Below are 23,360 nucleotides of genomic sequence, written 5' to 3' on the forward strand. Positions count from 1 at the left end.
CGTGGTGGGCCGGTCGCGCTGTGCTTCTCGGATGCAGTTCTGCTGCTGTGCTGGTGTCGTGGCAACAAAAAACCCCTCGAACCCGGGATGCCGGGCTGGACGAGGGGTGAGCGCGCTGACGAAGCCTGTGGGCGTGGCCTCAGCCGGCGCGCTCAGGAAGTACTACAAGGAGGATCGTCTGCACGTCATGGGACTGTACGCGCATGTTTCGGGGATGTCACGTGCCGAGGCGGCCGTCTCAGGGGATGGGACACGCTGCGGTGCTGCGCTCCTCCGACGTCCGTGCCCGACGGCGCGGCGTGCGGCCCGCCTCTCCAGGACGGGCCGCACGCCGGAGCGGGTCTCAGGACACGTCGCGACGGCGGAACACCACGGCGGCGAGCACAGCCAGGAGGACCGTGGCCCCGCCGACGACGAGCCCGCCCTGCGCCATGGACACGACGCGTTCGACTCCCTCGCACGTCGTGCCCGTCGCATCGGTCTCGCACGTCATGACCCAGTAGCTCGACCCGCCCTGGACCCACGCGAGAAGGTTGGTGGGGAGGGACCAGCGCAGGAGCTCGTCCAGGGCAGCGACGGCGAGCCGCTCGAGCACGAGCCACCCCACGACCACCCCGACCGCGGCGGCGGCGTGCCGGACGAGCGTCCCCAGGGCGACACCGACCGCCGCGAACGCCGCGGTCGCCACGACGGCGCGGGCGGACAGGCCGGCAAGGTCGGTCCAGGTCTGCGCGGTGACCGGGCCGAGCTGGTCGTTCGCCGCGTACGCGCCCCACGCCCCGCCGACCATGACGAGCGCTGCGACGGCGGCGAGCGGGACCACCGCCACCGCGGCGGCGGCGACCTTCGACCAGTACACGCGCCGACGACGGGGCTCGAAGGTGAGCCAGAGCCCGATCGCGCCGGTCGAGAGCTCGGCCGTGACGAACGTGATGCCGATGACGAGTCCGGCGAGCGCGAGGAACGGGAGCTGCGTCGTGAGCGTCTGCACCCCGGTCGGCGGCCACGTGTCGTCCTCGCCCTCGAGCGTCGGGACGGGCATGAGGAAGTGCTCGAGCCTCGGCTCACCGCTCTCGCACCCGAAGTCGACCGCGGGGTCGCTCTCACGAGCCCGCTCCTCGTCCTCCTCGCACTGTGCGAACCCCTCGTCCTGCCACCACTCCTGCTGCTGCGCGAACGCCGTCTCCGCCGCGGCGACCTCGGCGGGCGGCGTCGGGCGGCTCCCGAGGAACGCGACGAGCACGGTGAGGAGCGCGACGGCGACGGTCGCGACGGACAGCCAGCGGATCGCCGACCGCGCGCGGTACCGCCGCAGCTCGGCACGCACGAGCCGGTTCACGCCGCCACCTCCTCGGCGTGGGCTCCGCGGCCCGTTCGCCCGGGGATGCCGTCGGCCTCCGCCTGGGCCGTGAGGTCGAGGAAGACGGACTCGAGGTCCGCCTGGACCGGCACGAGCTCGGTCACCCACAGGTCGTGCGCGGCCAGGGTGCGCGTGATCTCCGCGGCGTCCGCGACGCCGTCGACCAGGAGGTGCGGGCCCTCCTCCCGGACGGTCATGCCGGCCACGCGCAGGAGCGCCGCGGCGCGGGCGAGGTCCGCGACGCCGACGCGCACGGACGCACCGCCCGCCCCGATGAGCTCGTCCACACGACCGCTCGCGATGAGACGGCCCCGCGAGATGATCGAGACGGTGTCGGCGACCTGCTCCACCTCGGCGAGGATGTGGCTGCTCACGAGCACGGTCTTGCCTCGCGCGGCGAGGCCGCGCATGGTGTCGCGGATCTCGCGGATCCCTGCGGGGTCGAGCCCGTTCGTCGGCTCGTCGAAGATGAGCAGGTCCGGGTCCTTGAGGAGCGTCGCGGCGATCGCGAGGCGCTGCTTCATGCCGAGCGAGTACCCGCGGTAGCGGTCGCGCGCGCGGTCGGCGAGGCCGACCTCCTCCAGCACCTCGCCGACGCGCCCGCCCGGCGCGCCGATCGCCGCCGCGAGCAGGTCCAGGTTCCGGCGCGCGGTGAACGCCGGGAAGAACTTCGGGGACTCGACGATCGCGCCGACGCGACCGACGACGTCGGGCAGGTGCCGCGGGACCTCCTGGCCGAAGATGCGGGCCGAGCCCGAGTCGGCGCGGACGAGGCCGAGGAGCATCCGGATGGTCGTGGTCTTGCCCGACCCGTTGGGTCCGAGGAACCCGTGCACGCCGCCCACGGGAACGACCAGGTCGAGTCCCTCGACGCCGACCGCCCTCCCCCGCCGGCTCCGGTACGTCTTGCGCAGTCCCCGCGTCTCGATCGCGGGCACCTCCGCCGTGCTGTGCACCCGTGCGCTCCCCTCTGCGACCGACGCCGCGGTCCCGTCGCCCGGCGTCGTCGCCGGCTGCGAGGAGCCTAGGGCATGCTTGGCGTGCAGCGGAACAAGATCCTACGCAGGCATGACCGGTCTCCTACCTGCGAGGGAGAGCCGAGCGACGACGCAGGACCACGCCCTCCCACGGCCTCAGGTGCCCGACGCCGACGGCCCGGCCCGCGCCGTCGGGCACCGGGTGGGTCGCCACGAGGACGGACGCCTCTCCCCACCCGTCCAGGACGGTGGACGGCACGACCTGCGGCGCTCCACCCACGTTGACCAGCACGAGGAGCTCGTCGCGCACCCATTCCGCGTCGGGACCGGCTCCGTCGGACGGCGCGTCGAGCGCGCGCGTGAACGCGTACAGCGCCTCGTGGTCCGGGAGCAGCATGCGGAAGTCACCGAGCGCGACGACCGGCACGTCGTGCCGCAGCGCGTGCAGTCTTCGGTAGAAGTGCAGGACGGAGCCGTCGTCGGCCCAGGCCGCCTCCGCGTTGACCTCGACATGGTTCGGGTTGACCTCGAGCCAAGGCTCGCCGGTCGTGAAGCCTGCGTTCGTGCTCGCGTCCCACTGGACGGGCGTGCGGGCGTTGTCGCGGCCCATGGCCGCGAGCGCCGCGAGCATCTGCTCGGGCGTCGCGACGCCGTGCTCCACCATCTCGCGGTAGTGGCCGAGCGACTCCACGTCCTGGTACTGCTCGATGCGCGTGAAGTGCGCGTTCGTCATCCCGAGCTCCTCGCCCTGGTAGACGTACGGCGTCCCGCGGTGCAGGTGCAGCAGCAGGGCGAGCGCCTTGGCCGAGGCGACGCGGTGCTCGGGCGAGTCGTCACCGAACCGGGAGACGACGCGCGGCTGGTCGTGGTTGTCCCAGTACAGCGAGTTCCAGCCCGCCTCGGCGAGGCCGACCTGCCAGCGGCCGAACGTCGCCTTGAGATCCGTCAGGCGCATCGGGACGGGGTCCCACTTGGAGGCACCGTGGTCCACGCCCATGTGCTCGAACTGGAACACCATGTCGACCTCGCGCCGTGCCGGGTCGGTGTAGCGGCGGCCGTGGTCCACCGTGACGCCCGGCGTCTCGCCCACCGTGAGGATCTCCCGTCCCGCCGCCTGGTACGGCGCGAACACCTCCCGGTGCATCTCCGCGAGGTACTCGTGCACGCGCGGACCGTCGGTGTAGTGCGGGCTGCCGTCGCCGAGCACGCCGTAGTGCACCTCGCCGTCCGGCAGCGACCCGTCGGGGCCGACCACCTTGGAGACGAGGTTGATGACGTCCATGCGGAAGCCGTCGACCCCGCGGTCGAGCCACCACCGCATCATCGCGTGGACCGCCCGACGCACCTCGGGGTTCTCCCAGTTGAGGTCCGGCTGCTTGGTGTCGAACAGGTGCAGGTAGTACTCGCCGCTCGCCTCGTCGAACGCCCAGGCGCTGCCGCCGAAGAACGAGCGCCAGTTCGTCGGCTCGGCGCCCGGAGTCCCGGGCTCCATGCCGGGCCGCGGGGGACGCCACCAGTACCAGTCGCGCGTCGGGGAGTCCGTGCTCGCCCTGCTCTCGCGGAACCACGGGTGCTCGTCGCTCGTGTGGTTGACGACCAGGTCCATGACGAGCTTCATGCCCCGCTCGTGGAGCCCGGCGATCAGCGCGTCGAGATCGTCGAGGGAGCCGAACAGCGGGTCGACGTCCTGGTAGTCGCTGATGTCGTACCCGTTGTCCGCCTGCGGTGACCGGTACACCGGGGAGAGCCACACGACGTCGACGCCGAGCCGTTCGAGGTGGTCCAAACGCTGCAGGACGCCGGGAAGGTCGCCGATGCCGTCGCCGTCGGAGTCCTGGAAGGAGCGCGGGTAGACCTGGTAGACGACGGCGCGCGTCCACCACGGGGCGTCGCCCGGCGAGTCCGTGCCTGGCCAACCGCCACGGGGTGCGGCGTCGCTGTCGTTCCGGGCAGGCTGCGTCATCGTCCGTCCTCTCGTGTCACGACCTCGCCTCTCACCCTGCCCGACGGCGCGCGTGGGCGCGCGCACAGGCACGCGTCACTCCCAGACGAATCCCTCGAGGAACGGTGTCAGGACGTCGGCCGTGTCGTCGAGCGTCGCACCGTCGAGCTGAGCGAGGACCATGGCGGACTGCTCGCCGTCGACCACCGAGACGAGCACCTTGCGGATGACCATGGGCTCGGTGAACGGGCAGTCGAACACCAGGTACGGATCGCCGAACGTCGTGTCGTCCACGAGCCTCTGGCACACGCCACCCTGTCCGGCGATGCTCACGGCAGCCTCGAGCACTCTCTCCTCGGCCGCTCCTGCGGAGTCGAACGTCGTCACGATGAGCTGCTGGTTCTCGTCGTCGACCTCGGTCGCCGCGAAGGCCACGCCGTCGGGCAGCTCGTCGACCGTCTCCCATCCCGTCGGTACCCCGAGGCTCAAGCTGCCGTCCGCCACCGTCACCCGCTGCCCCGCCGGCTCTGCGCCGTCCGGGTCGTCGTCCGCCGCGCGGGGGATGGTGCACCCGCCGAGGAGCACGAGTGCCAGGAGAATCCCGAAGGTCTGTCGCATCGCGCCAGTCAAGCAGCCCGCGCGGGGTCCCCCACCGTCTGTCCACAGGGTCGGCGGCCCGTCGCCTGGCGGACGAGTCCTCCCGACGGGTTGCGCGTCCCGGTCACCGACGGCTCGTCGTCCCCTGGCCGAGGCCGCGCGCCGCGGCGACGCGACGGTCCGGGTCCATGAGGACGTCGACGTCGTCCACCCACTGCTCGACGGACCCGACGCCGGACGGCAGCGACCGGACCTCGGGGTCGGCGATCGACGCGATCACCATCTCCGGCACGGGACCGATCCCCCGGTAGGGCCGGTCCCAGAACGGGCCGGTCGCGCTCTCGGCCGTGGGCAGCCCGACGTCGGCCTGGAGCGCGTGCAGGTGCTCCACCGCACGGCAGATCGCCGCCTCACGATCTCGCCAGTCGTCGGCCGCGAGCGCCGCGTGCAGCGCGGGAGCGACCGCGCCTGCGCGCGGCAGCTGCGCGAAGAGCGTGCCGAACCACTTCGCGTAGGGCGGCCACCGGCGTTCGAGGAGGAAGCCCAGGTGCATCGCGACGCGCACCAGTCGCGCGGCGACCACCCGCGAGCCGAGGTCGTCGCCGCGCTCGCCCGCACGCCCGACGAACGGCAGCTCCTGCCCGAGCCGTACCCAGTCGGTCGCGACGACGTACCGCCACACGTCGTCCGGATACCCGTCGAGGCGCTCGCGCGCGGCGGTGAGGTGACCGTCGGTGTCCGTGAACACGGGACCGGCCGTGACCTCCAGGACCGCCTGACCGGTGAGCGCGAGCCAGTCCGCGACGCTCAGCGGGCGCGTCGCGTCGACACCGAGGCGTGACGTCACGAACCCGCTCGGCGAGGCGACCTCGACCTGGTGCGGACCGTGCGGCGCCCACGTCGTCGCGAAGCGTGTCGGCAGCCCGTCGAACAGGTCCGGGAGCTCGGCGTCGAGCAGCGCGTCCACGGCCGCGACCATCGGCTCGTCGACGAGGAGCGTGAGGCGCAGCCCCCAGTCGTGGTCGCGCGACGTCAGGTCGTCGAGGCCCAGCACGTCCGACCCGCTGCCGAGCCGCGCCGTCGCGTACGGCAGCCCGGGCCACCGGCCGAGCAGGAGCGGCACGACCACGTGCTCGGCGTAGCGCCGTGCGAGGTCTGCCCCGTGGTTCACCCGGTCATCCTGCCGGGTCGCGCGACCTGACGCGACGACTTTCCCGGGACCGGTCAGCCGCCGACCCACGCGCCGCCGCGCCGTCGGCGAGGACTCAGTCGCGAGACTGCCAGGTGCACACGCACGCCTCGTTGCCCTCCGCGTCCGCGAGCACCCAGAACGCGGGCGCGCGGTCGTCCGACACCAGGTGCCCGCCTGCGGCGATCGCCGCCGTGACGCGCGCCTCCGCGACGTCGTGCGGGACGGTGACGTCCACGTGGATGCGGTTGCGCTGCGGGCGGGGCGCGTCCATCTGCTGGAACCAGAAGGCCGGCGCGTGCGTCGCCGGGTCCGTGAGCGCGGGCGCGGCCGACGTGTCGTTCGCGTCCTCGTCGTACCCGAGGACGGCGCGCCAGAACGGCTGGACCGTCGGGCCCACGAGGGCGTCGACCGCGATCTCCAGCTCCTGGACGGCCGCCGGGTCCGCGCGGAGGTCGAGCTCGCGGGCCGCGTCGGAGATGCGGCGGGCCAGCTCGACGTCGCGGCGGCTCAGGCCGCTGACGTCGTGCGACGTGAGCCGCACGGTGACCGTCCCGTACCGCAGGTCGACGTCGGGGTGGTGGTCCGCCGCCTCGGCGAGCTCGCCGATCGCGTCGACGAGCTCGACGCCCGCGGTGAACGACCCCGTGCGGAACAGCGTCTGGGCCGTGGCGAGCAGGACCCGCCAGTCCTCCACGCCGTCGGTGTCGTGGAACTCGCGTGCGGTGATGCGGTCGCTCGGCGCATCGGTCATCTCGGAGCCTCCCGGTACGTGGACCGTCCCTGGCCGTCCAGCCTCGCCTCACGGTAGCGAGACCTGACCGGGCGCGCCCGCCCGAGCCGTCCTATGCTGACGCCGGTCGCCGCCCGACGAGCGCGGTGACCTGCCGACGTCGCGCGTGCGATCAGGATCACCGCATCGTGAGGCAGACGCCGGACAGGAGGACGCACCGTGGACCGCATGCTCGACGACCTCCCGCGGGTCGAGGACCTGCCGGGTCTCGCCCGTGCCACGTTCGCCGAGCGCTCCCCGTCACCGCGAGTGTCCACCGAGCCGGCGGTCTGGTGGGGCACGGTCGAGCGGTGCGCCGCGTGGGCGTCACGGCTCGGCGACCGCGTCCTCGACGCGGACGAGCGCGCTCGCGCCGACCGGTACGTGCACGACGCCGACCGCGCGACGTACGTCGTGTCGCACGTCGTCCTGCGGCTGCTGCTCGCGCGCGAGCTGTCGGCGGAGCCGCAGGACGTGTCGCCGCGTCCGTCACCGTGCCCGTCGTGCGGCGGCCCGCACGGGAAGCCCGTGCTCGACGGCGGTCCGCACTTCTCCCTCGCGCACACCCTCGGGGCGTTCGCGGTCGCGATCGGCCCCACCCCCGTGGGGGTGGACGTCGAGGGCGTCCCCGACCACCGCGTGGTGCGCAGCGTCTCGAGCTCCCTGCACCCACGCGAACGCGCCGAGATCGCGGACCACGCGCAGGACGCGCGCGGCGGCGCGTTCGCCCGGACGTGGACGCGCAAGGAGGCGTACCTCAAGGCGATCGGGACGGGGCTCTCGCGGGACCTCTCGCTCGACGACGTCGGGGCGGGACCGGTGCCGCGGTCGCCCGGCCCGGGATGGCACGTCGCCGACGTGCAGCTCCCGGAACCGTTCACGGGCGCCGTCGCGTGGTGCGACCCGGACGCACCCGACGTCCCGGCCGACGACCCGCGCCGCTGACCACGACCACGACCGGCGACCCCCGTTCGTCCCGCCCGGGCCGGACCGTGCCGCGCAGGGTCGGCGTCCTACTCGAGGATCGCTCCTCGCGACGCGGACTGGACGAGCTTGGCGTACTTGGCGAGCACGCCGCGCGTGAACGTCGGCGGGAGCGGCACCCAGCCGTCGCGGCGCACCTCGAGCTCCGCGGGGTCCACGAGCAGGTCGAGCGTCTTGTTCGCGACGTCGAGCCGGATCCGGTCGCCGTCCCGGACGAAGGCGACCGGACCGCCGTCCACGGCCTCGGGCGCGACGTGACCCACGCACAGTCCTGTCGTCCCGCCGGAGAAACGCCCGTCGGTGAGGAGCAGGACGGTCTTGCCGAGCCCTGCGCCCTTGATCGCGCCCGTGATGGCGAGCATCTCGCGCATCCCCGGACCGCCCTTGGGGCCCTCGTACCGGATCACCACGACGTCGCCGTCGGTGATGGTCCCGTCCTCCAGCGCGTCGAGCGCTGCACGCTCCCGCTCGAAGACGCGCGCCGTCCCCTCGAACACGTCCTCGTCGAACCCCGCGGACTTCACGACGGCGCCCTCGGGCGCGAGCGACCCGTGCAGGATCGTGATCCCGCCGGTGTGGTGGATCGGGTTGTCGAGCGCGCGCAGGATCTTGCCGTCGGGGTCGGGCGGGGCGATGGTCGCGAGGTTCTCTGCCACGGTCCGACCGGTCACCGTGAGGGCGTCGCCGTGGAGGAGCCCGGCGTCGAGCAGCGCCTTCATGACGACGGGCACTCCCCCGATGCGGTCGACGTCGTTCATGACGTACCGGCCGAACGGCTTGAGGTCACCGAGGTGTGGCACGCGGCCCGCGACGCGGTCGAAGTCGGCGAGCGTCAGCTCGACCTCGGCCTCGTGCGCGATGGCGAGCAGGTGCAGCACCGCGTTGGTCGACCCGCCGAACGCCATGACGACGGCGATCGCGTTCTCGAACGCCTCCTTCGTCATGATGTCGCGCGCGGTGATCCCCCGACGCAGCAGCTCGACCACGGCCTCGCCCGACCGGTGCGCGAACGCGTCCCGGCGCCGGTCGGCCGACGGCGGCGCCGCGGAGCCCGGCAGCGACATGCCCATCGCCTCGGCGACCGACGCCATGGTGTTCGCCGTGTACATGCCGCCGCACGCACCCTCGCCCGGGCAGATCGCGCGCTCGATGCGGTCGACGTCCTCGCGGCTCATGAGACCGCGCGCGCACGCCCCGACGGCCTCGAACGCGTCGATGAGGGTGACGTCCTTCTCGGTGCCGTCGGACAGCTTGACCCAGCCGGGCATGATCGACCCGGCGTAGAGGAACACGCTCGCGAGGTCGAGGCGGGCAGCGGCCATGAGCATCCCCGGCAGCGACTTGTCGCACCCCGCGAGGAGCACGGTCCCGTCGAGCCGCTCGGCCTGCACGACCGTCTCGACGGAGTCCGCGATGACGTCGCGGCTCACGAGCGAGAAGTGCATCCCCTCGTGGCCCATCGAGATGCCGTCGGAGACGGAGATCGTCCCGAACTGCAGCGGATACCCACCGCCCGCGTGGACGCCCTCCTTGGCACCCTGCGCGAGCCGGTCGAGCGACAGGTTGCACGGCGTGATCTCGTTCCACGAGCTCGCGATGCCGATCTGCGGCTTCGCGAAGTCCTCGTCGCCCATCCCGACGGCGCGCAGCATCCCGCGCGACGCCGTCGCCTCCAGGCCGTCCGTGACCTGGCGAGAGCGCGGCTTGAGGTCGGGTCCGCCGTCGGTGTCCGTCATGCGTCCAGACTAGAGAGCGACGAGCCGTGCGGCCCGCCGGGGCCGGCCGTGTCGAGCACGAGCAGCGGTCGGGCAGGACCTTCACGACGTCCGTACCGGCGGCTAGGGTCGCGCTCATGGTGGAGCGCGTCGTCGAGGGCCGGGTGGGAGCCGACTACTGCCAGTTCGAGCTGTGGACGGGCGAGGGCGGGCACGTGGCCACGGACATCGACGTGGGACTGGCCGGCTCGGAGATCTCCGGTCCGGACGGCGTCTCGTTGACCACGGCACGGCAGTGGGGCGAGATCACGGTGCGTGCCTCGTTCCACGAGGAGGAGCCGTCACTCGACCCGACGTGGGACGCCGTCGTCGACCTCTCCGCTCATCTCGGCAAGGGGGCCGCTGCCACCGGCTGGGGCGGGGAGGGCGAGCTGCGCCTTCCCGCGCCCCACGCGATCGACGTCAGAGTCCGGTACGTCGTCGTCGCGGGACAGGACGGCAGCGACCTGTGGCGTGCGGGCGACGAGCACGTCACCGAGCACTATCTTCTCCAGCTCTGGCCCGCACCTCCGCGTCCGGCACGAGTCGTCGTCTCGTCGTCCCCGTGGAGCCAGTACTGGACGTTCGGCCCGGAAGCGGTGGCCGTCGCGCGCGAGGTCGCGGCTCTCCCCGCGCCCGACGGCCTGGTCGCCTCTGTCGACCGCTCGCTCGCCACGCATCCCGAGGTCGCCGAGCGGATCCTTGCCGGGGACGCGCGATACCGCTCCGGCGTCCTCCGCTACGCCCACGAGCTTCTGCGCGGGACGCACGGATCGGCCGGGTACGCCGACTTTCGCGACGACCACGCGCTCCTGGAGCGGCTGGTGGACGAGCGGGCTCGGCTCGCCGGACCGTGACGCCGGCGTCCGTGAGGGTCAGCGACGCCGGATGAGCGACACGTCGCGCACCGCACCGCGGTCCGCCGACGTCGCCATCGCGGCGTACGCCTGCAGCGCGGGCGACACGTACCGGTCGCGGTCGACGGGCTGCCACGGGTTCTCGCGCGCCTCCATCTTGGCGCGGCGCTCGGCCAGCACCTCGTCGGGGACGTTGAGCCGGATGAGGCGCGTGTCGACGTCGATCTCGATCTCGTCGCCGTCCTCGACGAGCCCGATCACTCCCCCGGCGGCGGCCTCGGGCGACACGTGGCCCACGGAGATGCCGCTGGATCCGCCGGAGAACCGGCCGTCGGTGATGAGCGCGCAGACCTTGCCGAGACCACGGCCCTTGATGAACGACGTCGGGTAGAGCATCTCCTGCATGCCCGGCCCGCCCGCGGGGCCCTCGTACCGCACGACGACGACGTGCCCGGGCTGGACCTGCTTGGTGAGGATCTTCTCGACGGCCTCGTCCTGCGACTCGCAGACGAGCGCCGTCCCGACGAAGTGGAAGACGTCCGGGTCGACGCCCGCGGTCTTGAAGACGGCGCCGTCCTCGGCGAGGTTGCCGCGCAGCACGGCGAGGCCGCCCTCGACGGTGTAGGCGTGCTCGACGTCGTGGATGCAGCCGTTCACGGCGTCCGTGTCGAGCGACTCCCAGCGGTTGGACGTGGAGAACGCCTGCGTGGTCCGCACACCGCCCGGCGCCGCGTGGAACAGCTCGAGCGCACGGTCGGTGGCCTTGCCGCCCCGGATGTCCCAGTCGTCGAGCCAAGCGCGCAGGGTCGGCGTGTGGACGGACGTCACGTCGTGGTCGAGCAGGCCGCCGCGGTCCAGCTCCCCGAGCAGCGCGGGGATGCCGCCGGCGCGGTGGACGTCCTCCATGTGGAAGCTCGGGTGGTTGGGCGCGACCTTCGACAGGCACGGCACCCGGCGGCTGATCCGCTCGATGTCGGTGAGGTCGAAGTCGATCTCCCCCTCCTGCGCCGCTGCGAGGATGTGCAGCACCGTGTTGGTGGAGCCGCCCATCGCGACGTCGAGCGCCATCGCGTTGGAGAAGGCCGCCTTGGTGGCGATGGAGCGCGGCGCGACGGAGTCGTCCTCGTCGTCGTAGTAGCGGCGCGCGAGGTCGACGATCGTCCGGCCGGCCTCGAGGAAGAGCTCCTTGCGCGCGGCGTGCGTCGCGAGCGTCGAGCCGTTGCCGGGCAGCGAGAGGCCGAGCGCCTCGGTGAGGCAGTTCATCGAGTTCGCGGTGAACATGCCCGAGCACGACCCGCACGTGGGGCACGCGTTCTCCTCGACCTGGGCGAGCGCGTCGTCGGACACGTTGTCGTCGGCCGAGTAGTTGATCGCGTTGATGAGGTTCAGCGGGGTCTTCGCGACGCCGTCCGCGACGATCGCCTTGCCGGCCTCCATCGGCCCGCCGGACACGAAGATCACCGGGATGTTGAGCCGCAGCGCGGCGTTGAGCATGCCCGGCGTGATCTTGTCGCAGTTGGAGATGCACACGAGCGCGTCGGCGCAGTGCGCGTTGACCATGTACTCGACCGAGTCGGCGATGAGGTCACGGCTCGGGAGCGAGTACAGCATCCCGGCGTGGCCCATGGCGATGCCGTCGTCGACCGCGATGGTGTTGAACTCCTTGGAGACGCCGCCCGCCTCGCGGATCGCCGACGCGACGAGGTCGCCCATGTCCTTGAGGTGGACGTGGCCCGGGACGAACTGCGTGTAGGAGTTCGCGATCGCGATGATCGGCTTCCCGAAGTCCTCCGCACCCATGCCGGTCGCGCGCCACAGGGCGCGGGCGCCGGACATGTTGCGACCGTGGGTGGACGTCCGAGAGCGCAGGGGACGGCTCATGTCGGGTCAGCTCCTTCGACGGGGGGCCGCGACCGATCCTCCGGCCGCCGGGTCACATTACGCCTCTCACGGACCGTGCGAGGGGGGCGTCCGCCTCGTGGTCGGCAGGGTACGTACGGGGAATCCCTGCCCCTGAGGGATCCCCGCTTAAACGTTACGTAAGGGTTGAACCGGGCCCCACCCGGTGCCACGGTGGTCCGGCGCGGCACCCGTTCGTCGGTCGTCGCCGCCGCACCGCCCGACGCGCACCGCGCCGGGCCGTCACGATCGAGGGGGTTCGTATGAACACGTCCACCACCGGGGCACCGCAGCACCGCGCCGCAGAAGCGCCCGACGCCGCGGTGCCGGTCCGTCGTCCCGGTTCGCCGGCTCCGCACCCGGCCCTCGCCGTCGTGACCCAGGAGACCGTGGTGACCCGGGCGTCAGCCCGGCGGGCGCTCGCCCTGGCCCGTCTCGGGACGGCCGTCGTCTTCCTGTGGCCGTTCGCCGACAAGCTGTTCGGCCTCGGGTACGCGACCCCCGCGGAGGGCGCGTGGCTCGCGGGGGGTGCTCCGGCGCAGGGCTACCTCGAGCACGGTGCCCAAGGCCCGCTCGCGGGCACGTTCGCGTCGATGGCCGGCCCCGCGACCGACTGGCTCTTCATGCTGGGCATGCTCGGTACGGGCGTGGCGCTCCTGCTCGGGATCGGGGTCCGGGCGGCGGCGGTGTGCGGTGGCCTCCTGTTCGTCATGCTCTGGCTCTCGCAGTGGCCCGTCGCCGCCGGGTCCAACAACCCCGTCGTCGACCAGCACGTCGTCGTGGTCCTGCTCCTCGCCGTGCTCGCCACGACCCTCGCGGGCGACACCTGGGGCGTCGGTCGCCGCTGGGCCGCGCTGTCTGTCGTGACCCGGTCTCCCTGGCTCCGCTGAGCGTGCGTCGCGGGTCGGCGGCCCGCGCACGGTCGCAGACGCGCGACGATGGTGGCATGTCGACCTACGCGCCGATCCCGCTCGAGCTGCGCACGGCCCGCACGGTGCTCACGCCGGAACGACAGGACGACGCCCCGTGGCTCGAGCGGCTGTTCGCGACGCGCGACGCACCGCCCGTCGACGCATCGGAGACGCTGCGGCGCATCCGCGCGATGGACGAGCTCGTGGCGCGCGGCATCGGCGCTCGCGTGCTGCGCCCGCTCGACGGCTCCCCGCCGCTCGGCGACGTCGCCGTGATCGTCGGACGCGCGTCGTTCGACGAGCCGGAGCTGGCGTGGGAGCTGCTGCCCGAAGCGCGCGGCCAGGGCTACGCGACCGAGGCGGCGGCGGTGCTGCGCGACGCCGCGCTCGCGACAGGACGGCAGCGGCTCTGGGCGACGATCAGGCCGGACAACACCGCGTCGCGGCGGGTGGCGGTCAAGCTCGGGCTCGTCGTGGCGCGCACCACGTCCGACGAGCGGGGTCCGGTCGAGTGGTGGTCCACGCCGGGCGACGATCCCGCGGTCGAGCCGTACGGCGTCGGCCGCTGACCGTCACGCGCCGGCGGTGTGCGCGTCCTCCAGCTCGTCGGCGTGGCGGATGTGCCGGGTGACCCACGGCGCCAGGGCGAAGAGCGCGAGGGCGAAGACGAGCGCCACCGCGCCGATCGCCCCGAAGTACGCGGTGTCCGACGCGCCCTCCGTGACCTGCACGACCTGCGCCGTGATCGCCTGTCCCGCCGCCGGCGCGAGGAACCACAGCGCCATGGCCTGCGAGCGGAACGCCCGCGGTGCGAGCAGCGTCGTCGCCGCGAGGCCGACGGGCGACAGGCACAGCTCGCCGAGCGTCTGGATGACGTAGACGAGCACGAGCACCCACGCCGGCGCCTTCGCGTCCCCGACGACGGCCGACGCGACCGCGAGGAACAGGAACGACACGGAGGCCAGCGTGAGCCCGATCGCGAACTTGTTCGCCGTCGCCGGACGGTCCCCGGTCCTCAGCCAGATCCACGCGAAGACCGGGGCGAGCAGGATGATCGACAGCGGGTTCACCGACTGGAAGAACTCCGGGCTGATGCCGATGCCGAAGATGCTCAGCTCGGTGCGGTCCTTCGCGAACGCCGAGAGGGTCGTCGCGGCCTGCTCGAAGATCATCCAGAACAGCATCGCGGCGACGAACAGCGGGATGTAGGCGATCACGCGCGGCCGTTCGGCGTCGGTGACCTTCGGGGAGCGGTACATGACGACGAAGTACGCGATCGGCGCGAGGAACGCGAGGTAGGACATCGTGTCGATGAACGTCGAGATGCCGAACCCGCCGGAGACCGCGACGGCGACCAGCCCGACGACCACCACGCCCGCCGCGATGACGGCGAAGAGCCGCGCGATCTTGGCGCGCTCCTCCGGCCGGACCGGGTTCGGCACGTGGGCGCCCGCCTCGCCGAGGTAGCGGCGGCCGGCGACGAAGAAGACGAGCGCGACGGCCATGCCGACCGCGGCGACGGCGAACCCGGCGTGGTACCCGCCCCAGGCGCGCGCCGCGCCGACGAGGAACGGCGCGACGAACGACCCGATGTTGATGCCCATGTAGAAGATCGAGAACGCCGAGTCGCGGCGTGGGTCGTCGCGCGCGTACAGCTCACCGACCATCGACGAGACGTTCGGCTTGAGCAGGCCGGTGCCGAGCGCGACGAGCGCGATCCCGACCATCGAGAACCCGACGCCCGGGACCGTGAGGCTCACGTGCCCCGCCGCGATGATGATCCCGCCGTACAGCACGGACCGCCGCGACCCGATGACCCGGTCGGCGAGCCAGCCCCCGACGACGGACAGCAGGTAGACGCTCGTCCCGTAGATCGACACGAGCGCGAGGCCGGTCGTCTCGTCGAGCCCGAGACCGCCGTCGGCGATCGTGTCCGTGAGGTAGAAGAGCAGGATGGCGCGCATCCCGTAGTAGCTGAACCGCTCCCACAGCTCGGTGGTGAACAGGGTCGCCAGGCCTCGCGGCTGCCCGAAGAACGCGTGGTCGCCCTCGATGTGCCCGGCCGCGGGCCCGACGCCGGACTCCCTCGCCCCGACCCCGGCAGCCGTCCCGGCGCCGAAGGGCGGCGCTCCCGGGTCGGGCTCGGTCACGGCCTCGCGCTCGACACGGCGCGCGAGGTCGTCGTCGTGCCCGTCCGTCCCGTCGTGCCGACCGCCCCTGTCCATGAGTGCGATGCTCCCACCGGCGAGCCGGGGCGGCGACCGTTAGCGTGACGTGATGCCCTCGACAGCGCCCGCGATCTGGTGGTGCCGCCGCGACCTTCGCCTGGCCGACAACCCCGCCCTCGTCGCGGCCGTCGACGCCGCCCGCAGGGAGGACGGCGAGGTCGTCGCCCTCTATGTCCTCGACCCTCGGCTCTGGGACGTCGCCGGCAGCCCGCGGCTGTCCTATCTCGCCCGTAGCCTGGCCGCGCTCGACCGGGCGACCGGCGGCCGGCTCGTCGTGCGCCGCGGCGACCCGCGCGTCGTCGTCCCGGCGGTCGCGCGCGAGGTGGAGGCCGCACAGGTGCACGTCGCAGCGTCGTTCGAGCCGTACGGGATGGCCCGTGACGCGGCCGTCGAGGCCGCCCTGCCCGACGTCGGGGCGCGCCTCGTGCGCACCGGCTCGCCGTACGCCGTGGCGCCCGGCCGGGTACTGACCCGGCAGGGCAGCCCGTTCCAGGTGTTCACGCCGTTCCGCGACGCGTGGGTCGAGCACGGCTGGCGCGACCCCGTCGCGGCACCGCGCGGGGTTCCGTGGGCGAAGCTGCGATCGGACGGCCTGCCGGCCGATCCCGGCACGGACGCCGACCTGCCGCCGGCGGGCGAGGCCGCGGCGCGCCACCGCTGGCACGCGTTCCTCGAGGACCACCTCGCCGGCTACGCGCGCGAGCGGGACCGCCCGGACCGGCCCGCGACGTCGGGCATGTCGATCCCGCTCAAGTGGGGCGAGCTGCACCCGCGCACGCTGCTCGCCGACCTGCGCGACGCTGTGCACGAGGCTCGCGACGACGGCGTCGACCTCTCCGACGACGCCCTCGCCTACCGCTCCGAGCTCGCCTGGCGCGAGTTCCACGCCGACGTCCTGTTCCACCAGCCGGGGGCGGCGCACCGGTCGCTGCGGGACGTCGTGCCCGACGACGCGTGGGCGACGGGCGCGGAGGAGGACCGGTTCCTGGCGGCGTGGGCCGCTGGCCGGACCGGCTATCCCCTGGTCGACGCAGGGATGCGCCAGCTCCTCGGCGAGGGCTGGATGCACAACCGTGTGCGGATGGTCGTCGCGTCGTTCCTCGTCAAGGACCTGCACGTGCGCTGGCAGCGCGGCGCGGCCCATTTCATGGCGCACCTGGCCGACGGCGACGTGTCGCAGAACCAGCTCAACTGGCAGTGGGTCGCCGGCACGGGGCGCGACGCGGCGCCCTACTTCCGCATCTTCAACCCGGTGACGCAGTCGAGGACGTTCGACCCGGACGGGACGTACGTGCGGCGCTGGGTGCCGGAGCTGCGCGGCGTCGAGGGCCGCGCGGTGCACGAGCCGTGGAAGCTGGCGGAGCTGCCGCCGGGGTACCCGGAGCGGATCGTCGACCATGCCGAGGAGCGGAAGGTGTCGCTCGACGACTTCGAGCGCGGTCGTCGCCGCTGACACCGCTTATCAACCAGGGGGTTGACATGCTCCTCGGGCGGGCGTAGCGTCTTCATCAACCAGGCAGTTGACAAGCAGGTGAGAAGCGAGCGGATCTTCCCCGCTCCGACGAGGGAGGTCCCGTGACGGCAGACCCGCTCTCGCGCGTGTTCTCGGCGCTCGCCGACCCCACGCGTCGCGACATGGTGGCCCGGCTCGCGTCGGGCGACGCCAGCGTCGGCGAGCTGGCCCAGCCGTACGACATGTCCGTCCAGGCGGTGTCCAAGCACCTGCGGGTGCTCGAGGACTCCGGCCTGGTGACCCGCACGACGGACGCCCGGCGCGCCCCCGTGCACCTCGAGGCGGAGGTCTTCGACCTCATGACCAAGTGGATCGAGCGCTACCGGCGTGAGGCCGAGGACCGTTACCGCCGCCTCGACGACGTCCTGCGCGACCTGCCCGACCGACCGGCCGAGCCCGAGAACGACCCGACGACGGGAGAAGCACCATGACCACCACCGGCACCCACGAGACCGAGATCATCGTCCCGAAGGACGTCCCGAGCGTCCGCATCGTGCGCGAGTTCGACGCGCCCGCGGAGAAGGTCTTCCGCGCCCACCTCGACCCCGAGGTGTTCGCGCGCTGGAACGGCCCGCGCTACCTCTCGCAGCGCAACGAGCACTGGGACCTGCGCACGGGCGGTGCGTACCGCTACGTGCAGGTCGACCCCGACGGGAACGAGTACGCCTTCTTCGGCAGCGTCCACGAGGTCCGCCCGAACGAGCTGATCGTCCAGACGTTCACGTACGAAGGCTTCCCCGACGGCGTCTCGCTCGACCGGCTCGAGTTCGAGGACCTCCCTGACGGTCGCTGCCGCCTCACGGCGACGTCGCTCGTCGACTCGTTCGAGGGACGCGACGGCTTCGTCGCGAGCGGCATGGAGGTCGGGATCCGCGAGGGCTACGAGCAGCTCGACGAGATCCTCGCCGAGGGCTGACGGCCCGACCCCCTGCCGAGAGAGAGCCCTGGTCGGTGACCAGGGCTCTACCTCGCGGACTGCGGGCCCACCTCCGCGAACGTCAGGCGTCGCCGCGCGACAGCAGCCGGCCGGTCGGGCGGTCGAAGGTGATCTCCTCGCCCCGCAGGTACGTCGCGACGACGGCGCCCGACAGCGCGCGGTCCGCGTACGGCGTGATGGGGTTCTTGTGGTGCAGGCGCGTCGGGTCGACGACGAACGCGGTGTCCGGCTCGACGACCGCGAGGTCCCCGTCCCGGCCGAGGGCGATCTCGCCCTTGCGCCGCAGCCCGGCGATGCCGGCCGGTCGTGCCGACATCCACTCGACGACCCTCGCGAAGGGGATGCCGCGCGTCCGCGCCTCGGTCCAGACGATCGCGAGCCCGAGCTGGAGCGACGAGACCCCGCCCCACGCCGTCCCGAAGTCCCCCGTGTCGAGCTCCTTGAGGTCCGGCGTGCTCGGCGAGTGGTCGGACACGATGCAGTCGATCGTCCCGTCGAGCAGGCCTTCCCAGAGCAGCTCCCGGTTGTCGATCTCCCGGATGGGCGGGCAGCACTTGAACTGGGTCGCGCCGTCCGGGATCTCCTCGGCCGCGAGCGCCAGGTAGTGCGGGCACGTCTCGACCGTGAGGCGCACGCCCTCGCGCTTCGCGCTGCGGATCATCGGCAGCGCGTCCGAGCTCGACAGGTGCAGCACGTGCGCCCGGGCACCGGTCCAGCGTGCCGCCTCGATCACCGCGGCGATCGCGACGTTCTCGGCGCCGCGCGGGCGCGAGGCGAGGAAGACGTCGTAGTGGTCGCCGTGGGGCTTGGGCGCGCGGTCGATCGCCCGGGAGTCCTCGGCGTGCACGAGCATGAGACCGTCGAAGTCGGCGAGGACCCGAAGGTCCTCCTCGAGCTCGTCGGGCTCGAGGTAGCCGAACTCCTCGACGCCCGAGTGCAGCAGGAAGCACTTGAAGCCGAAGACGCCGGCGTCCCACAGCGGACGCAGCTCGGCGCCGTTCCCAGGCACCGCGCCGCCCCAGAACCCGACGTCGACGAACGCCTGGTCGTGCGCGACCTTCTGCTTGAGCTCGAGCGCCGCCACGTCGACCGTCGGCGGGATCGAGTTGAGCGGCATGTCGACGATGGTCGTCACCCCGCCCGCGGCAGCGGCACGCGTCGCGGACGCGAAGCCCTCCCACTCGGTGCGGCCCGGCTCGTTGACGTGCACGTGGGTGTCGACGAGCCCGGGGATCAGCACCTGGTCGGCGGCGAGCTCGACGACCCGGCGCCCTTCCAGCCCGACGCCGAGCGGCTCGATCGCCGTGATGACGCCGTCGGTCACGGCCACCTCGCGCGGCTGCTCGCCCGACGCGACGAGCACACGCTCGCCGCGCACGACGAGGTCCGGGAGGCGTTCGGCCGCCGTCGCTCCCCTGCCGGTCTCTCCACCCGTGCTCATCGCACCACTCTCCCTCACTCGTGGTTCGTCGCTCAGTCGAGCAGGGCCGACGCCGTCGGCGCGTCGTCCGCGGAGATCGCGAGCGCCTCGAACTCGTTCACGGCGTCGATCCCCGCCGCCCCCATGGCGATGTTGGTCACGCGCTCGAGGATGACCTCGACGACCACCGGCACCTTGTACTCCTCCGCGAGACCCTGCGCCTTGGCGAACGCCTCGCCGAGCTCGTCCGGGTCGGTGACGCGGATCGCCTTGCAGCCGAGACCCTCGGCCACCTTCACGTGGTCGACGCCGTAGCCGCCGATCTCCGGGGAGTTGATGTTCTCGAAGGAGAGCTGCACGTGGTAGTCCATGTCGAACGCCCGCTGCGCCTGACGGATCAGGCCCAGGTAGGAGTTGTTCACCACGACGTGCACGTACGGCAGGTTGAACTGCGCGCCGACCGCGAGCTCTTCGATCATGAACTGGAAGTCGTAGTCGCCCGAGAGTGCGACGACCTTCTCGGCCGGGTCGTCGGCGAGCGCCTGCACGACGCCGAGCGCGGCGGGACCGGTCCAGCCCAGCGGGCCCGCCTGGCCCGCGTTGATCCAGTGCCGCGGCTCGTACACGTGGAGGAACTGGGCGCCGGCGATCTGGGAGAGGCCGATCGTCGTGACGTACCGGGTGTCGCGGCCGAACGACTTGTTCATCTCCTCGTACACGCGCTGCGGCTTGATCGGGATCTCGGTGAAGTGCGTCTTGCGCTGCAGCGTCGCCTTGTTGTGCTGGACCTGCTCCACCCACGCGGAGTAGTCGCGCGTCGTGCCGGCGGCCGTGCGCTCGCGCGCGACCTCGACGAACAGCTCGAGCGCGGCCTTCGCGTCGGAGACGATGCCGTAGTCCGGGGCGAACACACGACCGATCTGCGTCGGCTCGATGTCGACGTGGACGAACGTGCGGCCGTCGCGGTAGACGTCGAGCGCGCCGGTGTGGCGGTTCGCCCACCGGTTGCCGATGCCGAGCACGAAGTCCGACGCCAGCAGGTTCGCATTGCCGTAGCGCTGCGACGTCTGGAGCCCGGCCATCCCCGCGGCGAGAGGGTGGTCGTCGCCGATGACGCCCCAGCCCATGAGGGTCGGGATCACGGGGACGCCCAGGGTCTCGGCGAGCTCGACGAGCAGCGTCTCGCCGCCGGCGTTGACGATGCCGCCGCCCGCGATGAGCACGGGGCGCTCGGCCGCGAGCAGCAGGTCGATCGCGCGCTCGGCCTGGGCCCGCGTCGCGGCGGGCTTGTTCACCGGGAGCGGCTCGTACGTAGCCGGGTCGAACTCGATCTCGGTGAGCTGCACGTCGATCGGCAGGTCGATGAGCACGGGACCGGGTCGGCCCGAGCGCATGGTCTGGAACGCCTGCTGGAAGACCTGCGGCACCTGGCCCGCCTCGAGGACGGTCTTGGCGAGCTTCGTCACGGGCTTCGCGATGCTCGCGATGTCGACCGCCTGGAAGTCCTCCTTGTCGAGCTTCGCGACGGGCGCCTGGCCCGTGATGCACAGGATCGGCACGGAGTCGGCCCACGCGGCGTAGAGGCCGGTGATCATGTCGGTGCCCGCGGGCCCCGACGTCCCGATGCAGATGCCGATGTTGCCCTCCCGCGCGCGGGAGTAGCCGTCGGCCATGTGCGAGGCGCCTTCCACGTGCCGGGCGAGGACGTGGCGGATCCCGCCGTGGCGCTGCATCGCCGAGTAGAAGGGGTTGATCGCGGCACCGGGAAGGCCGAAGGCCTGCGTGGCGCCCTCGATCTCGAGGATGGCCACGGCGGCGTCGACCGCGCGCATACGAGGCATGGTTCTCTCCTTGCTGGAGGTGACTTCGTCGTCGGTTCCGTTGAGTGCTGGGTATTTGTCGTCCCGTGACGATCTGGACGACAAATACCCAGCACTCAGCGGTGTGGGTCAGGAGTCGAGGCGCCCGGAGAGGCGCTCGACGCCCCGGAGCAGGCCCGAGTGGTCGAGGTCGCCGTCGCCGTTGGCGAGGGCCGACCCCATGAGCTGCGCGACGAGCGCGCCGAGCGGCACGACGACGCCCTGCTCGCGGGCCGCCGCGGTGACGATCCCGAGGTCCTTGTGGTGCAGCGCGATACGGAACCCCGGGGTGAAGGACTTGTCGATCATGTTCTGCTTCTTCTGGTCGAGGACCTTCGAGCCGGCGAGCCCGCCGCCGAGCACCTCGAGAGCGCTGGGCAGATCGACCCCGTAGGCCTCGAGGAACGCGACCGCCTCGGCGAGCGCCTGGATGTTCGCGGCGACGATGAGCTGGTTCGCGGCCTTCACCGTCTGGCCCGAGCCGGTCGGTCCGACGTGGACGACCGTCTTGCCGACGGCGTCGAAGACGGGGCGCGCGGCCTCGAAGTCCGCCGCCTCACCGCCGACCATGATCGACAGCGCTGCGTTCTTCGCGCCCGCCTCGCCGCCGGAGACCGGGGCGTCGAGGTAGCGCAGGCCGCGCTCGCGAGCGGCCTCGGCGAGGCGGACGGTCACGTCGGGCCGGATCGACGAGAAGTCGATGACGAGCGTGCCCGGCTGGGCGTTGTCGAGGACTCCGCCCTCCCCGGTGAGGACCTGCTCGACGTCCGGCGAGTCCGGGACCATGATCGCGACGACGTCGGCAGACTTCACGGCGTCGGCGATCGAGCCGGCTGCGGTGCCGCCCGCCGCGACGAGCGGCGCGGTCTTCTCGGGGCTGCGGTTGTAGCCCGCGACCTGGTGCCCGGCGTCCTGGAGGTGGACGGCCATGGGGCTGCCCATGATGCCGAGGCCGATGAAGGCGATGCTCTGCTTCGTCATGTCGTGCTCCTTGCGTGCGGGAAGGTCGGTGGGTGCCGGACGCGCTGGGCCGCTGCGGTCGGCGGAGGGCGTCAGCGCTCGGCGATCGGCAGCCACGCGAACGGGTCGGCGGCGTCGGTCTTGTACTCGAGACCGATCCAGCCGTCGTAGCCGCCGGCGCGCAGGTCCTTGGTCCAGCGGTCGATCGGCAGGTCGCCCGTGCCGGGCTCGCCGCGCCCGGGGGCGTCGGCGATCTGCACGTGGGCGACGCGGCCGCGGTAGGTCGACAGGGCGGCGTCCACGTCGTCGCCGTTGGCGGACAGGTGGTAGACGTCGAACAGCAGGCCGAGGTTGGTCTCGCCGTGGTCGGTCGCCACGCGGTCGATGACGCGCACCGCGTCCGCCGCGGTCTTCAGCGGGTAGGCGGGCGCGCCGCTCACCGGCTCGACGAGCACCGTGCCGCCGATCCGCGCGACGGCACGCGCCGCGAGCGCGAGGTTCTCCGCGCCCAGCTCGTCCTGCTCCTCGGGCGAGACGCCGTCCTGGCGGTTGCCGTAGAGCGCGTTGAAGGCACGGCAGCCCGTGCGCTCACCGATCGCGGTGACGACGTCGAGGTTCGCGCGCAGGTCCGCCGAGCGTGCCGGCCACGACACGAGGCCGCGGTCGCCGCCGGGCATGTTCCCGGCGTCGAAGTTGAGTCCGGTGAGCTGGACGCCGGCCGCCTCGATCGCGCCGACCAGGGTGTCGACCTCGTCGCGCGACGGCGTCGGCGTCGCGAACGGCCACCACAGCTCGATGCCGCGGAAGCCCGCCGCGGCGGCGGCCGCCGGTCGCTCGAGGAGCGGCAGGTCGGTGAGCAGGATCGAGCAGTTGACGGTGTACGTCGGGTCGTCGGTCGCGTTCGTCATCGTCGTCTCCCGGGTGTCGGGTCCCGCGGCGCCGCCACTCTGCGACTTCCATTCTGCGGAACTTGTCTTCTGCTACATGGAAGTTTAGCCACGGCGAGGACGTGGCGTCAAGAAGTCGCTTCCTCGCCCGCCTGCTGGACGCCGCCAGCGCTCGCGCTCGCCGACGACATGGTCGTCGCGGAGCACGGAGGCGCCGCGCGCTCCGACCGGGTAAGCGTCTTCCCGTTAAACGATTCACTCGTGGTCCCGACCGGCCCGTCTCTCCTACCGTCGCGACAGGCTCGCTCCCGAGC

General features: G+C 72.5%; 20 protein-coding genes. 7 read left to right on the plus strand and 13 right to left on the minus strand.

What is annotated here, in order from left to right:
- Positions 1-343: 343 nt before the first annotated feature.
- From V5D56_RS17265 to V5D56_RS17290, 6 genes are all read right to left on the minus strand, one after another.
- The gene (locus V5D56_RS17265) at positions 344-1,339 is read right to left on the minus strand and encodes an ABC transporter permease subunit (protein WP_435736505.1); all 996 of its coding nucleotides are present in this window, start codon (positions 1,337-1,339) and stop codon (positions 344-346) included.
- Complete coding sequence (locus tag V5D56_RS17270) at positions 1,336-2,316, minus strand: ABC transporter ATP-binding protein (RefSeq protein ID WP_435736506.1); 981 nt, start codon at positions 2,314-2,316, stop codon at positions 1,336-1,338. The genes V5D56_RS17265 and V5D56_RS17270 overlap by 4 nt, the downstream gene beginning before the upstream one ends.
- Before the next feature lie 124 nt (positions 2,317-2,440).
- Positions 2,441-4,300 (minus strand): alpha-glucosidase, encoded by a 1,860-nt coding sequence (locus V5D56_RS17275; RefSeq protein ID WP_435736507.1) that lies wholly within the window; start codon positions 4,298-4,300, stop codon positions 2,441-2,443.
- 75 nt (positions 4,301-4,375) lie between these two features.
- Positions 4,376-4,897, minus strand: coding sequence for a hypothetical protein (locus V5D56_RS17280; protein ID WP_435736508.1), 522 nt, complete (start codon positions 4,895-4,897; stop codon positions 4,376-4,378).
- Between the two features lie 103 nt (positions 4,898-5,000).
- A complete protein-coding gene (locus V5D56_RS17285) occupies positions 5,001-6,047 on the minus strand; it encodes a DUF4037 domain-containing protein (RefSeq protein WP_435736509.1) in 1,047 nt (348 codons plus the stop codon).
- A gap of 94 nt (positions 6,048-6,141) precedes the next feature.
- Complete coding sequence (locus V5D56_RS17290) at positions 6,142-6,819, minus strand: VOC family protein (RefSeq protein ID WP_435736510.1); 678 nt, start codon at positions 6,817-6,819, stop codon at positions 6,142-6,144.
- A gap of 207 nt (positions 6,820-7,026) precedes the next feature.
- Here V5D56_RS17290 and V5D56_RS17295 point away from each other — a divergent pair, with 207 nt between their 5' ends.
- The gene (locus V5D56_RS17295) at positions 7,027-7,782 is read left to right on the plus strand and encodes a 4'-phosphopantetheinyl transferase family protein (RefSeq protein ID WP_435736511.1); all 756 of its coding nucleotides are present in this window, start codon (positions 7,027-7,029) and stop codon (positions 7,780-7,782) included.
- A gap of 68 nt (positions 7,783-7,850) precedes the next feature.
- Here the strand turns inward: V5D56_RS17295 and ilvD (V5D56_RS17300) are convergent, their stop codons facing one another.
- Positions 7,851-9,557 (minus strand): dihydroxy-acid dehydratase, encoded by a 1,707-nt coding sequence (ilvD, locus tag V5D56_RS17300; protein WP_435736512.1) that lies wholly within the window; start codon positions 9,555-9,557, stop codon positions 7,851-7,853.
- Between the two features lie 116 nt (positions 9,558-9,673).
- Between ilvD (V5D56_RS17300) and V5D56_RS17305 the strand changes: the two genes are divergently transcribed.
- The gene (locus tag V5D56_RS17305) at positions 9,674-10,432 is read left to right on the plus strand and encodes a hypothetical protein (protein WP_435736513.1); all 759 of its coding nucleotides are present in this window, start codon (positions 9,674-9,676) and stop codon (positions 10,430-10,432) included.
- Between the two features lie 18 nt (positions 10,433-10,450).
- Here the strand turns inward: V5D56_RS17305 and ilvD (V5D56_RS17310) are convergent, their stop codons facing one another.
- Positions 10,451-12,313 carry a dihydroxy-acid dehydratase gene (gene ilvD, locus V5D56_RS17310; protein WP_435736514.1) on the minus strand — a complete coding sequence of 621 codons (1,863 nt, stop codon included), beginning with the start codon at positions 12,311-12,313 and terminating at the stop codon, positions 10,451-10,453.
- A 281-nt stretch (positions 12,314-12,594) separates the two neighbouring features.
- Between ilvD (V5D56_RS17310) and V5D56_RS17315 the strand changes: the two genes are divergently transcribed.
- Positions 12,595-13,221, plus strand: coding sequence for a DoxX family protein (locus V5D56_RS17315; protein WP_435736515.1), 627 nt, complete (start codon positions 12,595-12,597; stop codon positions 13,219-13,221).
- A gap of 56 nt (positions 13,222-13,277) precedes the next feature.
- Positions 13,278-13,811: a GNAT family N-acetyltransferase gene (locus V5D56_RS17320; RefSeq protein ID WP_435736516.1), complete on the plus strand. Its 534-nt coding sequence runs from the start codon at positions 13,278-13,280 to the stop codon at positions 13,809-13,811.
- Positions 13,812-13,814: 3 nt separating this feature from the next.
- Here the strand turns inward: V5D56_RS17320 and V5D56_RS17325 are convergent, their stop codons facing one another.
- Complete coding sequence (locus V5D56_RS17325) at positions 13,815-15,467, minus strand: peptide MFS transporter (RefSeq protein WP_435736517.1); 1,653 nt, start codon at positions 15,465-15,467, stop codon at positions 13,815-13,817.
- A 52-nt stretch (positions 15,468-15,519) separates the two neighbouring features.
- Here V5D56_RS17325 and V5D56_RS17330 point away from each other — a divergent pair, with 52 nt between their 5' ends.
- From V5D56_RS17330 to V5D56_RS17340, 3 genes are all read left to right on the plus strand, one after another.
- Positions 15,520-16,923, plus strand: coding sequence for a cryptochrome/photolyase family protein (locus V5D56_RS17330; protein ID WP_435736518.1), 1,404 nt, complete (start codon positions 15,520-15,522; stop codon positions 16,921-16,923).
- Between the two features lie 122 nt (positions 16,924-17,045).
- Positions 17,046-17,414 carry an ArsR/SmtB family transcription factor gene (locus V5D56_RS17335; RefSeq protein WP_435736519.1) on the plus strand — a complete coding sequence of 123 codons (369 nt, stop codon included), beginning with the start codon at positions 17,046-17,048 and terminating at the stop codon, positions 17,412-17,414.
- Positions 17,411-17,899, plus strand: coding sequence for an SRPBCC family protein (locus V5D56_RS17340; RefSeq protein WP_435736520.1), 489 nt, complete (start codon positions 17,411-17,413; stop codon positions 17,897-17,899). Before V5D56_RS17335 ends, V5D56_RS17340 begins: the two co-directional genes overlap by 4 nt.
- Before the next feature lie 82 nt (positions 17,900-17,981).
- On the opposite strand, the gene allB is transcribed toward V5D56_RS17340, so the two are convergent.
- From allB to V5D56_RS17360, 4 genes are all read right to left on the minus strand, one after another.
- On the minus strand, positions 17,982-19,361 hold the full coding sequence (gene allB, locus V5D56_RS17345) for an allantoinase AllB (protein WP_435736521.1): 1,380 nt from the start codon (positions 19,359-19,361) through the stop codon (positions 17,982-17,984).
- A 32-nt stretch (positions 19,362-19,393) separates the two neighbouring features.
- Complete coding sequence (gene gcl / locus V5D56_RS17350) at positions 19,394-21,181, minus strand: glyoxylate carboligase (RefSeq protein ID WP_435736522.1); 1,788 nt, start codon at positions 21,179-21,181, stop codon at positions 19,394-19,396.
- Between the two features lie 108 nt (positions 21,182-21,289).
- Positions 21,290-22,276 (minus strand): 2-hydroxy-3-oxopropionate reductase, encoded by a 987-nt coding sequence (locus tag V5D56_RS17355; RefSeq protein WP_435736523.1) that lies wholly within the window; start codon positions 22,274-22,276, stop codon positions 21,290-21,292.
- Entirely contained in the window at positions 22,252-23,067 is an 816-nt protein-coding gene (locus V5D56_RS17360; protein WP_435736524.1) for a hydroxypyruvate isomerase family protein, read from the minus strand. The genes V5D56_RS17355 and V5D56_RS17360 overlap by 25 nt, the downstream gene beginning before the upstream one ends.
- Positions 23,068-23,360: the final 293 nt, after the last annotated feature.

Source organism: Cellulosimicrobium sp. PMB13, from assembly GCF_051294865.1.
Taxonomy (GTDB): Bacteria; Actinomycetota; Actinomycetes; order Actinomycetales; family Cellulomonadaceae; genus Cellulosimicrobium.

Coding starts and splice junctions, on each gene's coding strand:
- V5D56_RS17315 (WP_435736515.1), top strand. CDS start 12,595: ATGAACACGTCCACCACCGGGGCACCGCAGCACCGCGCCGCAGAAGCG.
- V5D56_RS17325 (WP_435736517.1), bottom strand. CDS start 15,467: ATGGACAGGGGCGGTCGGCACGACGGGACGGACGGGCACGACGACGAC.
- V5D56_RS17295 (WP_435736511.1), top strand. CDS start 7,027: ATGCTCGACGACCTCCCGCGGGTCGAGGACCTGCCGGGTCTCGCCCGT.
- V5D56_RS17275 (WP_435736507.1), bottom strand. CDS start 4,300: ATGACGCAGCCTGCCCGGAACGACAGCGACGCCGCACCCCGTGGCGGT.
- V5D56_RS17280 (WP_435736508.1), bottom strand. CDS start 4,897: ATGCGACAGACCTTCGGGATTCTCCTGGCACTCGTGCTCCTCGGCGGG.
- V5D56_RS17290 (WP_435736510.1), bottom strand. CDS start 6,819: ATGACCGATGCGCCGAGCGACCGCATCACCGCACGCGAGTTCCACGAC.
- V5D56_RS17360 (WP_435736524.1), bottom strand. CDS start 23,067: ATGACGAACGCGACCGACGACCCGACGTACACCGTCAACTGCTCGATC.
- gcl (WP_435736522.1), bottom strand. CDS start 21,181: ATGCCTCGTATGCGCGCGGTCGACGCCGCCGTGGCCATCCTCGAGATC.
- V5D56_RS17340 (WP_435736520.1), top strand. CDS start 17,411: ATGACCACCACCGGCACCCACGAGACCGAGATCATCGTCCCGAAGGAC.
- ilvD (WP_435736512.1), bottom strand. CDS start 9,557: ATGACGGACACCGACGGCGGACCCGACCTCAAGCCGCGCTCTCGCCAG.
- V5D56_RS17305 (WP_435736513.1), top strand. CDS start 9,674: ATGGTGGAGCGCGTCGTCGAGGGCCGGGTGGGAGCCGACTACTGCCAG.
- ilvD (WP_435736514.1), bottom strand. CDS start 12,313: ATGAGCCGTCCCCTGCGCTCTCGGACGTCCACCCACGGTCGCAACATG.
- allB (WP_435736521.1), bottom strand. CDS start 19,361: ATGAGCACGGGTGGAGAGACCGGCAGGGGAGCGACGGCGGCCGAACGC.
- V5D56_RS17330 (WP_435736518.1), top strand. CDS start 15,520: ATGCCCTCGACAGCGCCCGCGATCTGGTGGTGCCGCCGCGACCTTCGC.
- V5D56_RS17320 (WP_435736516.1), top strand. CDS start 13,278: ATGTCGACCTACGCGCCGATCCCGCTCGAGCTGCGCACGGCCCGCACG.